Origin of the sequence: Terrimicrobium sacchariphilum, from assembly GCF_001613545.1 — a bacterium.
In the GTDB taxonomy this organism is placed as follows: domain Bacteria; phylum Verrucomicrobiota; class Verrucomicrobiia; order Chthoniobacterales; family Terrimicrobiaceae; genus Terrimicrobium; species Terrimicrobium sacchariphilum.
Window position 1 is genome coordinate 1,743,068 of sequence record NZ_BDCO01000002.1, and the last position, 13,324, is coordinate 1,756,391.

Annotated in this window: 14 protein-coding genes and 1 tRNA gene; 7 read left to right on the top strand and 8 right to left on the bottom strand. The window is 59.0% G+C overall.

Features of this window, described 5'->3' with window-relative positions; all coding sequences use genetic code 11:
- Window positions 1-55 precede the first annotated feature (55 nt).
- From cysK to TSACC_RS08140, 3 genes are all read left to right on the top strand, one after another.
- Entirely contained in the window at window positions 56-1,018 is a 963-nt protein-coding gene (gene cysK, locus TSACC_RS08130; protein ID WP_075078844.1) for a cysteine synthase A, read from the top strand.
- Window positions 1,019-1,093: 75 nt separating this feature from the next.
- Complete coding sequence (locus tag TSACC_RS08135; protein WP_075078845.1) at window positions 1,094-2,071, top strand: sulfate ABC transporter substrate-binding protein; 978 nt, start codon at window positions 1,094-1,096, stop codon at window positions 2,069-2,071.
- On the top strand, window positions 2,071-2,886 hold the full coding sequence (locus tag TSACC_RS08140) for a M14 family metallopeptidase (protein ID WP_075078846.1): 816 nt from the start codon (window positions 2,071-2,073) through the stop codon (window positions 2,884-2,886). The genes TSACC_RS08135 and TSACC_RS08140 overlap by 1 nt, the downstream gene beginning before the upstream one ends.
- Here the strand turns inward: TSACC_RS08140 and TSACC_RS08145 are convergent, their stop codons facing one another.
- The 8 genes from TSACC_RS08145 to TSACC_RS08180 form a co-directional block, all read right to left on the bottom strand.
- Window positions 2,887-3,468, bottom strand: coding sequence for a putative antibiotic biosynthesis monooxygenase (locus tag TSACC_RS08145; RefSeq protein WP_075078847.1), 582 nt, complete (start codon window positions 3,466-3,468; stop codon window positions 2,887-2,889). It lies immediately after the preceding gene.
- Between the two features lie 15 nt (window positions 3,469-3,483).
- Window positions 3,484-4,212 (bottom strand): hypothetical protein, encoded by a 729-nt coding sequence (locus TSACC_RS08150; RefSeq protein WP_153811337.1) that lies wholly within the window; start codon window positions 4,210-4,212, stop codon window positions 3,484-3,486.
- Window positions 4,213-4,490: 278 nt separating this feature from the next.
- Window positions 4,491-5,489 carry an SGNH/GDSL hydrolase family protein gene (locus TSACC_RS08155; protein ID WP_084400313.1) on the bottom strand — a complete coding sequence of 333 codons (999 nt, stop codon included), beginning with the start codon at window positions 5,487-5,489 and terminating at the stop codon, window positions 4,491-4,493.
- Window positions 5,490-5,589: 100 nt separating this feature from the next.
- Window positions 5,590-6,048: a GNAT family N-acetyltransferase gene (locus TSACC_RS08160; protein ID WP_084400314.1), complete on the bottom strand. Its 459-nt coding sequence runs from the start codon at window positions 6,046-6,048 to the stop codon at window positions 5,590-5,592.
- A gap of 6 nt (window positions 6,049-6,054) precedes the next feature.
- Window positions 6,055-6,534, bottom strand: a complete 480-nt coding sequence (locus TSACC_RS08165) for a hypothetical protein (RefSeq protein ID WP_075078849.1) — start codon at window positions 6,532-6,534, stop codon at window positions 6,055-6,057.
- Between the two features lie 101 nt (window positions 6,535-6,635).
- Window positions 6,636-7,082 (bottom strand): hypothetical protein, encoded by a 447-nt coding sequence (locus TSACC_RS08170; protein WP_075078850.1) that lies wholly within the window; start codon window positions 7,080-7,082, stop codon window positions 6,636-6,638.
- 180 nt (window positions 7,083-7,262) lie between these two features.
- Window positions 7,263-7,703 (bottom strand): acyl carrier protein, encoded by a 441-nt coding sequence (locus tag TSACC_RS08175; RefSeq protein ID WP_169809580.1) that lies wholly within the window; start codon window positions 7,701-7,703, stop codon window positions 7,263-7,265.
- Between the two features lie 806 nt (window positions 7,704-8,509).
- Window positions 8,510-8,917 carry a PH domain-containing protein gene (locus tag TSACC_RS08180; protein WP_075078852.1) on the bottom strand — a complete coding sequence of 136 codons (408 nt, stop codon included), beginning with the start codon at window positions 8,915-8,917 and terminating at the stop codon, window positions 8,510-8,512.
- A 412-nt stretch (window positions 8,918-9,329) separates the two neighbouring features.
- On the opposite strand from TSACC_RS08180, the gene TSACC_RS08185 reads away from it, so the two are divergent.
- From TSACC_RS08185 to TSACC_RS08200, 4 genes are all read left to right on the top strand, one after another.
- Window positions 9,330-9,405: transfer RNA gene (locus TSACC_RS08185), tRNA-Ile, on the top strand.
- Window positions 9,406-9,520: 115 nt separating this feature from the next.
- A complete protein-coding gene (locus tag TSACC_RS08190; protein WP_075078853.1) occupies window positions 9,521-10,540 on the top strand; it encodes an alpha/beta fold hydrolase in 1,020 nt (339 codons plus the stop codon).
- Between the two features lie 11 nt (window positions 10,541-10,551).
- Window positions 10,552-12,423 carry a M48 family metallopeptidase gene (locus TSACC_RS08195; RefSeq protein ID WP_075078854.1) on the top strand — a complete coding sequence of 624 codons (1,872 nt, stop codon included), beginning with the start codon at window positions 10,552-10,554 and terminating at the stop codon, window positions 12,421-12,423.
- Window positions 12,420-13,307 carry a class I SAM-dependent methyltransferase gene (locus tag TSACC_RS08200; RefSeq protein WP_075078855.1) on the top strand — a complete coding sequence of 296 codons (888 nt, stop codon included), beginning with the start codon at window positions 12,420-12,422 and terminating at the stop codon, window positions 13,305-13,307. The genes TSACC_RS08195 and TSACC_RS08200 overlap by 4 nt, the downstream gene beginning before the upstream one ends.
- Window positions 13,308-13,324: the final 17 nt, after the last annotated feature.

The window sequence follows — 13,324 nt, forward strand, 5'->3', positions numbered from 1 at the left end:
TTTTTTTTCCGATTCGGAGTTGACGAGGTCTTATTAACGACCTAACTAGTCGTGTATGGCTTACTTTGAAAACGTGGTTGCATCGGTCGGCGGGACGCCTCTTATCAAACTGAATCGTCTTTCGGAGGGATTGCCCGCCACCATCGCGATCAAGGGGGAATTCAACAACCCGCTGGGGAGCGTAAAGGATCGCATCGGTGCCGCCATGATCGCTGCTGCGGAGAAAGACGGTCGTCTCACGCCGGAGACCACGATTATTGAGCCTACCAGTGGCAACACAGGCATCGCTCTCGCTTTTGCCGCCGCCGCCAAAGGATACAAACTGGTGCTCACCATGCCTGAGAGCATGAGTCTGGAGCGACGCACACTCCTTGCGCTCCTGGGGGCGCAGTTGGTTTTGACCCCCGCCGCAGAGGGAATGAAAGGTGCCATCAGCCGGGCGGAGCAGCTCGCGACCGAGTTGCCGAACGCGTGGATTCCTCAGCAGTTCAGCAATCCCGCCAACCCGGAAATCCACCGCCGCACCACGGCAGAGGAAATCTGGAAGGACACCGAGGGCAAGGTGGACGTCTTTGTTTCCGCTGTCGGTACGGGAGGTACCATCACCGGTGTCTCCGAAGTCATCAAACAGCGCAAGCCAGGCTTCAAAGCCATTGCGGTGGAACCCAAGGACTCGCCAGTTATTACCCAGACCCGTAACGGGGAGCCGGTGAAGCCCGGGCCGCACAAAATCCAGGGAACGGGCGCGGGTTTCGTCCCGAAAAATCTCAATCTCGATATCCTCGACGATGTGGTGACCGTAACGAATGAAGACGCCCTCGCGACTGCCCGCCGACTCGCCCTGGAGGAGGGGCTCCTCGTCGGCATCTCCTCGGGTGCCAATGTCTGGGCGGCACTGGAGGTCGCCAAGCGCCCCGAGAATGTCGGGAAGCTGATCGTCACGGTCGGCTGCAGCACGGGAGAACGTTATCTCTCCACCGCTCTCGCCGAGGAGGCGAGAAAGAGCGTTTCCGCCTGAGCGGACCCTTCACTCGATTCTTAACTTCTTGAGAGAGGGGCGCACGATGCGCCCCTCGTTTTATCCACCACCATCATGAAATATTTTCTGCTCAGCATTCTCTTTGCCGGCTATGCGACAGCGGCACAGCCGACCATCCTCAACGCGTCGTACGACGTGACGCGTGAGTTTTATCAGGACTTTAACAAAGCCTACGCTGCCAACTACAAGAAGGCCCACGGCGAGGAGCCGGTGATCGATCTTTCCAATGGAGGATCAAGCAAACAGGCAAGGGCCGTTATAGATGGCTTGCAGGCCGATGTGGTGACGATGAACCAGGATACCGATATCCAGGCCATCGCAAAGGCCGGACTCATCGCACCGGATTGGAAAACCCGTCTACCGGACAATGCGGCACCCTACACTTCGACGATCGTATTCCTCGTTCGCAAGGGCAATCCCAAGGGGATCAAAAACTGGGACGATCTCACGAAGCCTGGCGTATCTGTCATCGTGCCAAACCCGAAAACCTCCGGGAACGGTCGATACAGCTATCTCGCCGCATGGGCCTATGCGAAGGAAAACCCCGGCGTCGGCACTCCAGCGGATTTTGTGAAGGCAATTTTCAAGAATGTCCCGGTGCTCGAGACCGGCGGGCGGGCAGCTACCAATACCTTTGTGCAAAAGGAAATGGGTGACGTGCTCCTGACCTTTGAGAGCGAGATCCTGCAGATTACGCGAGTGTTCAGTCCGGATAAGTTTGACGTGGTTTATCCAGCGAGCAGCATCCTCGCAGAAGCGCCGGTGAGCGTCGTGGATTCCGTGGTCGACAAACGCAAGACTCGCGACCTCGCGACGGATTACCTCAAGTATCTCTGGTCCGACGAGGGCCAACAACTTGCGGTGAAGTATTACTTCCGCCCGCGCTCGGAGAAGCTTCTTTCGGAAAATGCCCCGCTCTTTCCCGCGATCAAGCTTGTAAGTGTGGACCAGGCGTTTGGCAGCTGGGCTGATGCTCAAAAGGAACACTTTGCCGACGGTGGTACGTTCGACCAGATCTACCTCGCCAAGTGATGAAGGCTGTGTCGGATTTTCGTCGCCCCATATCTCGGGAGCAGCGGCACATCCCGACCCTGTTGCGACCGCTCGATGAGCTGGCTCGTTATTCGGACCACCTCTTTGCCGCCCATATCGCCTTCGAGCGTCAACTCGGGGTGCGTGAAATACTGCCCAAGTATCTTTTCGCCGGTCCCGGCGACAGTCGTTCCTATCTGCGCGTTGGCATCTTTGCCGGAGTGCATGGGGACGAGGCCAGCGGAGTGCACGCGGCCATCGAATTGCTGAATCGCCTGCACGCCGAGCCGGAGCTTGCCCGTGGGTACGAACTGTTTGTGTACCCGGTTTGCAACGGCGCGGGATTTGGGGAGAACTCCCGCTGGCTGCGGAGCGGGAATGACATGAATCGGGAGTTCTGGAAAGGTTCCTCGGAGCTTGAGGTGCAACTGCTCGAGCGGCAGTTGCTGCATCTGCGTTTTGACGGGTTGATCTCGCTGCATAGCGACGACACGAGCGAGGGACTCTATGGCTTTGTCAAAGGTCACCAGCTCACTCGTCACGTGCTGGAGCCGGCTCTTGAGGCGGCGGGGAGCATCCTCCCGCGCAATTTCGACCGGAGCATCGATAACTTTGAGGCAAATAACGGCATCATTGAGCTGGGGTATGAGGGAATACTTTCCGCTCCGCCAGAGCAGAAGCCGAGGCCATTCGAGATTGTCTTTGAAACCCCGCATCATGCGGCGCTTGAGAAACAGGTCGCCGCGCACGTACGCGCTTCGATCACGATCCTGGATCGCTTCCGGGTACTGATCTCCGAAGCACAGAATATCTGATCACTTTGAAGCGTTCAGCCAACGCGCGAAGAGCGCGGTGAGCAGAGGGGTAATGACATAGGTCATCATCCAGACGATGACGACCGAGGTGATAAGCGTGCCCAGCAGGGTGGGAATGCGTGCCAGCGCGGGAGCGAACCACTCCGAGATTGCCAGCGACATGGGATAGACGGCAAAGATGAGCAGCACCGCCATCTTCCAGCGAGGCGGACCATCCGAGCCATTGGTGAACAAGGCCTGCATGCCGACGTATTTGGTTACGCTGCCAGACTCGGGCGGGGCGATTTCTTCCCGCCAGCTTTGGAACTCCGGGGAATTCACCCACTCATCGTGGTCCGTCTGCGTGGGAAAATGCTGGATGATCGTGATCTCAAGCTGCCCGCTGGCTGCCGTACTGCGAAAGACTTTCATCGATGCCCGGGGGTGCAGCCGGGAAAAGCTCTCCGCATGGAGCTTGAGCGCTTCCAGATAAGCGACTGACTCCGAGCTCTCAACCTGCCGACGAATCAGAGCGGTCACTCCAGCATTCGGCGAGGGCGATTCCTGCTGACCGGGGATTTCGATGGGAATAAGCGTCTCCATGGCGGCATCTGTAAACTATCGTCCGTCCGACTCCGGGGATAACTCTGCAGGAGAGGTGGACTGAAGGTACAGTCCATCAAGGATCGCTCTCTCGAAGCGCGCAAACTCGGCCTCACTTCCATAGATATGAGCGCAGACTTTGAAGACGCGATGATTTGCGTCGTGAAAATAGTATTTCTCCACGAAATAGCGGCGACCTTCCGGCATTTCGCCGTAGAATGTGGCGTGCAAGCCCTCCAGACCGGACGCGGTTTTCACCGGTACGCTGCCCTTGTATGCACGGCGGTCATTGTATGATCCCCTCGGGCCGCTTTGCTCGGTGATGCGATCGAGCTCGGCATCGATGGCTGCCTGTAGGGATTGGGGCGTGCCCTTTACCGGTTGAAGATGAATTTTGCGAGTGAGCGAGCTTTTCGTTTTTTCCGGTGGAGCGATGCCGTTGAGATTCCAATACGGCTCCAATCGCCAACCGGGGGGCGCCAGCAGGACGGCGCGGGAGTCCGGGAGGCTGACATGGAGGGGAATGATCGACTCGCCGTATCCCTCCAGGGTGGTTTCATCCAGTTTTCGGATTTCCGCCGCCAACTCGGCGACGGCTATGCCACTTCGGTCGCTCGCTTTGGTGTCGGGCGGCCAGATGACCTCGCCATGATAGTCCGTGAATCGCGTTCTGTCCGTCTTGGTGATACGAAGATAGAACGGCGCGGAACCCCGGAAGGAACCGCGATACCAGGAGGTGATCATCGTTGCTTCAGAAAAAGGGCGTTCTCCCAGAAAGTCGGGACGCCCTATCGGAGAGAAGCCGTTGATTGAGAGAAAATATTGTAGCTTCATCTCTGCGTCATCCGCCGGGATGCTCGAGATTGCACGCATATCAAAAACTGGCATGGCCGCGATCTGTCGCCCCGATTCGGAATCTGCCAGCACCATCCCGCAGTTACCGACGCATGCCAGATACGCCATGGTCATCACGAGCCGTTTGGAAAATGAGGGAGCCCTGTTCCGTGCTTCCATCGCTGCCTTCAGGCAATCTTCTTGAGCACCGGATACATCACCTCGGCCATGCGGCGGTAGCCGAGGTCGGTGGGGTGGCTGCCGTCCGGGGCGGCTTCGTTGTCGTCGCCGAAGAGATTCGTGCCGTCGATATAGTGGAGGTCTTTGATCCCGGCAGCCTGGAGTTTCTTGAAGGCGCGCAGGTATTCCCTGGCCCGTTCCTTTTCATCACGGAGCAAGGCATGGCGTATCCAGCTGTTTGTGTAGGGGCGCTCGCCGACGAGGACGATGGGCGTTTTGGGCCGGGCTTTGCGTAGGTGTTGAACAAAGGGAATGACACGCTCGCGGACATGGTCGGCGCTCATGTTGGGCACGCAATCGAGCACGTAGACCTTGGCCTCGAGTTCCGCGAGGAGTTCGGCCAGGGCGGGCTCCATGCGGGCGTTGCCGGAGAAGCCGAGATTGAGCGTCGGCCGGTTGAGCCAGCGGCCGAGCACCGCCGTGTGAATCGTGCCGGGGCGCGAAGCATAAGCGCCATGAACGATCGACGTGCCGTAAAACACCACCGGCTTCTGCTTGCGGGTGATGGGAGTGAAGGACGCGCCGTCCGGCACTCCGATCTCGACGGACTCGACCGGGTTGCGCAGCGGGAGATAAAGGAGGTACTTGCGGCGCTTTGGCGTCATCTCGCGGGCGATCGCCTGTTCGTGCTTTGCCCCCTTCACCTCATGGCCCGCGCCGACCCAGCGCCAGCCCTTCTTCGTCCACGTGTACAAATCCAGCCCGCTGAATCCGGCGGCGGGGAAGTTTGGTTCGTTGTACTCCTCGGATTCCATCGCCCACCGTCCCCAGATTTCTGCGGCATCGCTTTCAAACAGCGTCGCCATTCCCGTCGCGGAATGGCTGAGGTCCCACACCGCCTCGGGCACGCTGGCGCGGGCTCGGGCAGGCAGGCGGTCATAGTAGCGTTCCGTGTCGGTCCATCCCTTGCCCTCGATACCCCATTCGCGAATGTTGTGCCAATTCATGGTCTCTGGTGGCGATCCTCGATAGAGCGAGGCGGGGAATCAAGTGGCAAAGGCGGGGACAGTCCACCACCAGGACGACTTGGAGTCTCGGGAAGGTTTCTTACACGCTCCCCGCGAGTTCCTTGCCCATCAACTGATGCGGAATCCCGAGTTCCAGATAGATGTCGCCAATGCGGGAATACCCGAGCTTTTCATAAAAGCCGATCGCGGTATCGCGGGCGTGAAGGGAGAGGGACTTTACGCCGGAGCGGCGGAGTTCCGCTTCGGCTTCCTGCATGAGGCGACGGCCTAAACCCGAGGATTGCCTTGTCGGCGACACGGCCATTTGCCGGATGCGCACCGAGTCGTCGGAAAGCGGAGAGGCCAGCACGCAGGCTAAGAGATCGCCCGCTACGTCAAACAAACCAAAATGACGCGTGCCGTCCTCCCAATCCCGCACCTCAGCGTCCAGCGTGAGCCCAAGCGGTTGGCGGAGCAGGATGTTGCGGAGCGCGCGTTCCTGCAGATATGCGCCAGTGCCAGGGAATATCTCGCGAAAGGCGATGTCAGTTGCCGCCATGAGCCTTTAGGGAAGTGCCGCGGCGTTTCGCTTCAGCGTTGCCTCGATCTGCTTGTATTGATCGTGGATTTTTCCCGCAGGCGCATCTGTGCGATACAGAGTCCAGAGAATAACGAAGTCGTATAGTCCCGCCTTCGCTTTTTCATTCTGCGGCTCTTTGGCGAGGATTTGCCGGTAGCGTTTCAGGGCGAGGTCGTAGCGACCTGAGGACACGTAGTCCGAGGCGGATGTGAATAGCGAGTCTACACTGTCCTGTGATGTCTCGGCCTTTTTGAGAATCTCCTCCTCCAGCTTCTCCGGGCTTTTGAAAAATGCGCGGGTTCCTTCGTATCCAAAGGTTGCGCGAGGCCGGAGGATCGAACCCGAGTCATAGTCGCCCGGCGGAAAATCCTTGAGAGCCTGGTCGAGAGCCTTTTGGTAACCTGCGTCCTGAGCGAAGGCCGCAAGGGGAGTAAGAAGAAGGAATGCGAGCAGTGTGGTACGCATGGGAACCGGCAGTTTCAGGAGGTTTTGTCTCTGGGAAGCAGACTATGGTTGCGGCCCGTCCCCGGCAATCCTGTGCTTAGGACCCACCGATTCGCGAGGCGTCACTCCGCCGTCTTCGGGCGGATGCCGATGCGGTACTCGGTGTCGCGCAATAGCTCCACGTCGCCGCCCGGATAAACGAGCTCGCGAGAAAGAGTCTTGGTTGTTCCCGCGATGGGGAAGGAGATCGTGACATTATACAAGTCGCCATCAGGTTTGCGCCCGAGGTATTCGATCGAGGCGGAGTAGGGAGGCTTGCCTTCCTCGGAGGTGGTTGCGGAAAATTTCGTCTTCACGTCAGGCGACCACCGAGAGAAATCGGGCTGCGTGGTGGAGCCCTGATTGGGACCGAGTACGTAATTGTTGATGTAGAGTTCGATCCCGGGGTGAAGCGGAGTCGCAACTTCGATCACCTGGGCTGGAACGACATTCGACTGCGGAGCGGGTTTGCACGCGACTAGGAATGCGCAGGTCAGGCCGACGGTGAAAATGAGGGAAAGGTGACGCATGAGAGAGAGTGCAGGGTGTGGAGAATTTGGTGGGAGAGTCTCGCTCGGCAGAGTTGACCGCAGGTCAGCGACGGCGTGGAGTGCCGAAAGTCGGGATGCCAATTGCGAGTGATTCAAGGCAATGACGATAAGCAAGCCAATCCCTGATGCCAATCGCAACGATAGGATTCTCTCCTGGTCTCAGGCCGATTGCTCGCGAGTCGATGTCGGAAGCTTGCTCCACACCAGTTCAACGGCTTTGCGGATGCTCGTAACCCTTTCAGCTTCGCTGTCCTCAATGGTGATGCCGAAAGCCTTCTCCAGTCCCACGACGACTTCGACGCTGGACATGGAATCCAGCATCCAGATCACCTGAAAGTTTCCTGAAAAGTCGTCATCCGCACCCAGAGCAGAGAGATCAGCAGGAATATTTTCCCGAAAAATTGCCCGCACCCCCGCCACGACGTCACGTGGTATGCCCGAATCAGCGAAGGACAGGTCATAGAACGCATTATCATCAAGCGAGGGTCTGTCTCGTGTGAGGTGCGCTAATTTGCGTTTCGTTTTTCGATCGATGCTCGACATGAGCAAAAAGCTGAGCAGAAGAACGGCCGCCAATCCCATGATGGATGGTAAAGACATATTGGAAGGGGAGTGGGAAAGTTGGCCCGAAGTCAGAATGCGGAGTATTGGTAACGAGTGAAGGCAATGCGTTTCGCTATGACCCATACAATGGGGCGAACGAGTCGAGCGGTCGCGAAATGTTCTTCTTCAGAACGTCGACGATCAGCAGTCAAGAGCCTGTTCTCTACTCTGGAATCGGTGTGATTGGCAAAAGAATCGTTCGTGTTTTGCACGCGCCCTGACAGCCGGGGGCGAGGTGCGTTGGCTAATTTGGCGGACCATGAATAATTGGGTTATAGAAGAACGTCCACACTCTCACTTCCTTTATGAATTGGAGGTCGCTATGGGGCGGCAAAAACTGGAGACGCATCTTCCATGTGCCGGAATGCCAGTGGTTGTGGGATTGCGGGTGAGATGGGTCAATCAGCCATAGAGAGCCAGTTCGCCAACAGCTACTCCCGATATCTCGCCCGCTTGAGACAAATCGCAAGGAATATCTCTTTCCGTTTGGGGCGATGGCATATGAGCGTTCAATATCAATCTCTGGCTTGTCGGATTCCCTCGGGGAGTTGCTGGTCTTCCAGCTAATCGCAAGAGATCCATCGCTCTCGACATATCCGCCCAGGCGACCGTCTTTTGGTGTGATCGCTGTCTGAGTAAGGGGGATGCATCCTGATAATGTGACGATGAAGAGTGCTGCTATCGCCAGGCGTATCATAATATTGACGGCCGTCCCCAATGATCTGTTCCCTCTGGCTTCTGGCATCCTGAGGCTGTGATGTTGCGGAAATGCGAGAATTGCCGTCGGCATGGGGGTATGCTCGCTAGATATTTCCTATCTTCTGTTTAATCTCACGAATAAAGCGTTCGCGATCACGCGGCGAAATCAGTCGAAAACCATTGCCCAGTTTAATCTTTACGCGTTGGAGTGAAAGGGCTGGGGCGCTCAATGGGTCGCTGCTTGGAACGGCATCTCTGATATTCTGTAATTGGATTATTTCTCGCAGTATACCGCATTGAATAGTTAGATGCTTTTCGGTCAGCGTATATCGACATGGAATCGCGATGGCTGCAAAACCGAGAGCCATGAGAAGACCCGTGGGAATCAAAATCATAGCGGTCAAGTCACCGAGGTAGATGCCAAGGCCAATTACAAGCAATGGAACTGTAATCAGCAATATGGCAAGCCACGCATCGACCTTGGATGGATAGATGGATTCAGAATCGGGCATGTGTCTTGGCTAATGTTGAAGGAAAGGGTTGAATTTGACTCTGCCGGAGGGGGCGGGTTGTCTAAGCAATGTGCCTCCAGTGTCCCGTGCGGATGGGGTGTGTTTCTGTGGGCAGGTTGCATGGATAAGGAAGATTACAACGACGCAGGGGGCATGAGAATTAGAAAGCGCTCATGTGTTTCCGAAAAGACGGTGAACACGAGGGCAAAGTTTTTAAGGCTTTGAGCCTGCTCTTAGCTGCAATCCAGCCCTCAGATGGTTGTTCTCCTGGAAAGAAAGTCTAGTAATTTGAGGTGTCTTTCCTCGCTGGGTGCTGAATGGTTGTGGGTTGGCTGGCGTCAAAGCCTCCCGATACCACTTGGCAGGGAATTGATTTTCTGCCTACCATAGCCATAGCCGGTTCCGGGTGAACGGGGGTATAGCTCAACGGTCAGAGCAGGCGGCTCATAACTGCTTGGTTCACGGTTCGAATCCGTGTGCCCCCACCAATTCCCGGCGCTACCGGCGCGATTCGCCCGGGTTTTGCGGGTTTGGTGACCTTGGAGGGGGCGGTTTGGCGGGTTTTTCTTGCCTCTGGACGGGCAAGATTCATCACTTTGCGGGATGAAGTCCCCGTTTCGCGTGATTGGCCGCGTGTTGTTCCTGCTGGTCGTCGTCACCTTGTTGGTGATCGGCGGCGTGCTGGCGTATTTCACGTCGTGGCGGTCGGACAAGCTGGCGGAGCTGAATGAGGGCAGCGAGGTGATCAAGACGGCTTGGGGGGATGTTGAGGCTGTGACGCGCGGGAACGGGCCTGCGGTATTGGTTTTTCACGGAGCACCGGGCGGTTATGATCAGGCGCTGGTTTTGGCCAATGGTCTCGACGATGCGGGATATCAGATCATTGCGCCATCGCGTCCCGGATATCTGCGTACACCGCTCGCCTCGGGATTGCTGCCTGTCCAGCAGGCCGACATCATGGTCGCGCTGCTGGATACGCTGGATGTAAGCAAAGTCACGCTTCTCGGCGTGGCAGAAGGCGCTCCCGCAGCGATCGAGTTTGCCCTGAAGTATCCCAACCGCGTTTCCGGGCTTGTTCTTGTCTCCCCGGTCTTGCGCCGCTGGACGGCTTGGAAGAAGGAGGAACTGCCGCCGCTGGCCTCGGGAATCCTGAACGGCCTCACGGGTGACGTCGGGAGTTGGATCGCGGTGGAAAAGGCGGTGCGCGATCCTCGCAGCCTGCTCAATGACATGGAGGTGATGACCAGCTCCGGCACGGTCGATCAGCATGCCCGTATCGTCGATGGTGTGCTGGCCAACGCGGATCAGCTCGAGTGGTTCCAGAGGCTGGTGGCTTCCTTCGCTCCCTTGACGCCTCGCGAAACCGGCACCCGCAACGACATCCTCCAGATCCGCAACCTGCCGGATTATCCTTACGAGAAAATCACCGTCCCGGTGCTTCTATTGTACGGAGCGCTCGATCCGCGTCTCCCTGCTGATCTGGTCGAGTCCGTGACGAAGCGGGTCCCCTCCATCGAGATTGGCACCATGCCGGTCGAGGGTTCTGTGGTATGGCTCGGGCCGGATGGCGATACGGTGAGGGAGCGCATCCTCGCCTTTCTCAAGAAAAACGCCCAACAGTAACGCCTCGTCGCATGGATTTCTTTGATCGTCAGGCTGCCGCCCAGAAAAGGACCGGCTTGCTCGTATTCTATTTCATCCTGGCCATCGTCTGCCTGATCGCGCTGATCGTGGTGGCGGTTTCGCAGATCGCGGGGATTCCGTGGAACGACCCGCAGCTCCTGGGTTACGTCACGCTCGGCACGATCGCCGTGGTGGCCATCGGCAGCCTGACCAAGATCGCCGAGCTCGCGCAGGGCGGGCGGGTCGTGGCCGCGATGCTGGGCGGAGAACCTGTCACTCCCAACACCACCGACCCTCAGGAGAAAAAGCTCCTCAACGTGGTGGAGGAAATGTCGCTGGCCTCCGGGGTTCCGGTGCCCGAGGTCTACGTGCTGAATGACAATACGATCAATGCCTTCGCCGCCGGCCATGGACCGGGCGACACGGCCATCGGTGTGACGCGAGGCTGTATCGACAAACTGAGCCGCGACGAGCTCCAGGGCGTGATCGCCCATGAGTTCAGCCACATCCTGCACGGGGACATGAAGCTCAACGTGCGGCTGATCGGGTTGCTCAATGGCATCCTTTGCGTTGCGCTCATCGGCGCCTTCGTCATGCGCATCTTTGCCTACATCCGCGTGGATGATGGGGGGAGCTCGAATGACGGGGACCGCAAGAACGGCATGGCGCTCACGGTGGCGGTCTTTCTCATCGGGCTGGCTGTCTACATCATCGGCTATATCGGCGTGTTCTTTGGCAACCTCATCAAGGCCGCGGTGAGCAGGCAGCGCGAGTTTCTGGCCGACGCCTCGGCGGTGCAATACACTCGCAATCCGGATGGCATCGCGGGAGCCTTGTGGAAGATCGGGAAATTCGAGTCCCGGCTGTCGAGTCCGCACGCGGAGGAGGCGAGCCACCTGTACTTTGGCGATGGATTGGCGGCGAGGACGTTCAGCTTCTTTGACACGCATCCGCCGCTGGAGGACCGCATCCGCGCCATCGCGCCGAATTTCGAGCCGCCCGCCGAGCTCGACAGGCCGCCGGCCCCGAGCATCCAGCGTTCGTCCGCCGCTACTCAACCTCCACCGCTGCCCACGCAGCCCGTCACCACGGCGGAAACTCTGGAGCGTACTCTCGCCGGCGCTGCTGCCCTTCTCGCCAGCGTGCCGGACTTTGCCCTCTCCAATGTGCGCGATCTGCACGGAGCCATTGCCTTTGTCTACGCCATGCTGCTCGATGAGAGGGCGGATTACCGCGAGGCGCAGCTTGCCAGCATCGGGGTGGACGACGCCATGCGCCGCGAGGTTATGGGGCTCTACAACCGCCGGAGCGAAATCCCGCTCCCGCAGCGTCTCCCGCTCATCGACCTCGTCGTGCCGACACTGCGCCAGCTTTCGCCGGATCAGTACGCGACCTTCCGCGACAATGTCCACAAGCTCATCGCCGCCGATCAGGCGGTGCATCTCTTTGAGTTCGCCCTGCAAAAGACCCTCCTGCGCCACCTTGATCTGTACTTCACCCGCCAGACCGGCGCGTCGGTGAAATACCGCACGATCATTCCGCTCCTGCCCTCGGTGCAGACGCTGCTTTCCGCACTGGCCTACATCGACCACCCGGACCCGGCGCAGCGCGATGCGGCCTTCCAGGCCGGTGCGCAGCAGCTCATGATCAATGCCTCATCCTATCCCATGACACGGGTGGACGGCTGCGACCTCAACCGCGTCGACGCCGCCCTCGACGAGACCGCCCAGGCCGCGCCGCAGGTGAAGCGCACGATCCTCGCCGCTTGCCGCGAGGTGGTGAAGCACGATGGAGTCGTCGATACCCAGCAATACGAACTCCTGCGCGCGATCGCGGACTCCCTCGACTGCCCGATGCCCCCGCTCCCGCCCGTCACGGAATGATCTGGACGCCGCCCGAGTACGTCGCCGAGCTGGAGGGAGAGGGGACCACGGTTTGCCGCATTGCCTCCGCCGAGGGGCTGCGCATTGAGCGCTTCGGCCCCGGGGCGATCATCTCCCATCGGGAACGCGAGGTGCGGCCCGAGCTGATCGACCGCCTTGATGCCTGGACGACACGCGCGGGTATCGCCCTCGACCGCATTTACGAGCGCCAGCTCGTCATCGGCCCCGGCGAAACCGACAAGCCGCGTCCGCTGCGGGGCGACGAGCTGGATTCCGTGCTGACGGTGCAGGAGCTCGGGCTGCGCTACGAGGTGGACTTCCTCGCGGGCTACTCGTGCGGGCTCTTCATCGACCAACGGCAGAACCGGAAGTATCTCCTCGGCCTGCGCCCACGCCGCGTGCTCAATACCTTTTCCTACACCTGCGCCTTTTCCATCGCCGCCGCCAGCGTCGGAGCAGAGACGCTTAGTGTTGACCTTGCCAAGATCGCCCTCGCGCGCGGTCGGCGCAATTTGGAGCTCAATGGCATCGCGCCGGAGGGGCATCGCTTTATTGCCGACGATGTGCTCGATGTCCTGCCCCGGCTGATTCGTCGCGGGGAGAAATACGATGCCATTATCCTCGATCCGCCGACCTTTGCCCGGGGAGCGAAGGGACGCCCCTTCCGTGTCGAGCGGGATATGGAAAAGCTCCTCTCCCTCGCGCTGGAGGTGGGAACCCCGGGGGGCTGGATTTTGCTCTCCACGAATGCCTCGGAATTGCAGGTCCGCGACCTCCGCAGCATGGCGCGGCGGCAGGGTTGCGACCGCTTTCACGAGGAGGCATTGCCGAACGACCTGACCCATGGTCCGGTCTCCACGACGGTGTGGGTGCAGATTCCCTGATCCAGCCCTCAGTGCCG

What these genes read in the sequence shown, in the direction of transcription:
- TSACC_RS08195 (WP_075078854.1), top strand. Translation starts at nt 10,552, where the DNA reads ATGGATTTCTTTGATCGTCAGGCTGCCGCCCAGAAAAGGACCGGCTTG.
- TSACC_RS08180 (WP_075078852.1), bottom strand. Translation starts at nt 8,917, where the DNA reads ATGCCCGATTCTGAATCCATCTATCCATCCAAGGTCGATGCGTGGCTT.
- TSACC_RS08155 (WP_084400313.1), bottom strand. Translation starts at nt 5,489, where the DNA reads ATGAATTGGCACAACATTCGCGAATGGGGTATCGAGGGCAAGGGATGG.
- TSACC_RS08175 (WP_169809580.1), bottom strand. Translation starts at nt 7,703, where the DNA reads ATGTCTTTACCATCCATCATGGGATTGGCGGCCGTTCTTCTGCTCAGC.
- TSACC_RS08170 (WP_075078850.1), bottom strand. Translation starts at nt 7,082, where the DNA reads ATGCGTCACCTTTCCCTCATTTTCACCGTCGGCCTGACCTGCGCATTC.
- TSACC_RS08145 (WP_075078847.1), bottom strand. Translation starts at nt 3,468, where the DNA reads ATGGAGACGCTTATTCCCATCGAAATCCCCGGTCAGCAGGAATCGCCC.
- cysK (WP_075078844.1), top strand. Translation starts at nt 56, where the DNA reads ATGGCTTACTTTGAAAACGTGGTTGCATCGGTCGGCGGGACGCCTCTT.
- TSACC_RS08165 (WP_075078849.1), bottom strand. Translation starts at nt 6,534, where the DNA reads ATGCGTACCACACTGCTCGCATTCCTTCTTCTTACTCCCCTTGCGGCC.
- TSACC_RS08135 (WP_075078845.1), top strand. Translation starts at nt 1,094, where the DNA reads ATGAAATATTTTCTGCTCAGCATTCTCTTTGCCGGCTATGCGACAGCG.
- TSACC_RS08150 (WP_153811337.1), bottom strand. Translation starts at nt 4,212, where the DNA reads ATGATCACCTCCTGGTATCGCGGTTCCTTCCGGGGTTCCGCGCCGTTC.
- TSACC_RS08160 (WP_084400314.1), bottom strand. Translation starts at nt 6,048, where the DNA reads ATGGCGGCAACTGACATCGCCTTTCGCGAGATATTCCCTGGCACTGGC.
- TSACC_RS08200 (WP_075078855.1), top strand. Translation starts at nt 12,420, where the DNA reads ATGATCTGGACGCCGCCCGAGTACGTCGCCGAGCTGGAGGGAGAGGGG.
- TSACC_RS08190 (WP_075078853.1), top strand. Translation starts at nt 9,521, where the DNA reads ATGAAGTCCCCGTTTCGCGTGATTGGCCGCGTGTTGTTCCTGCTGGTC.
- TSACC_RS08140 (WP_075078846.1), top strand. Translation starts at nt 2,071, where the DNA reads ATGAAGGCTGTGTCGGATTTTCGTCGCCCCATATCTCGGGAGCAGCGG.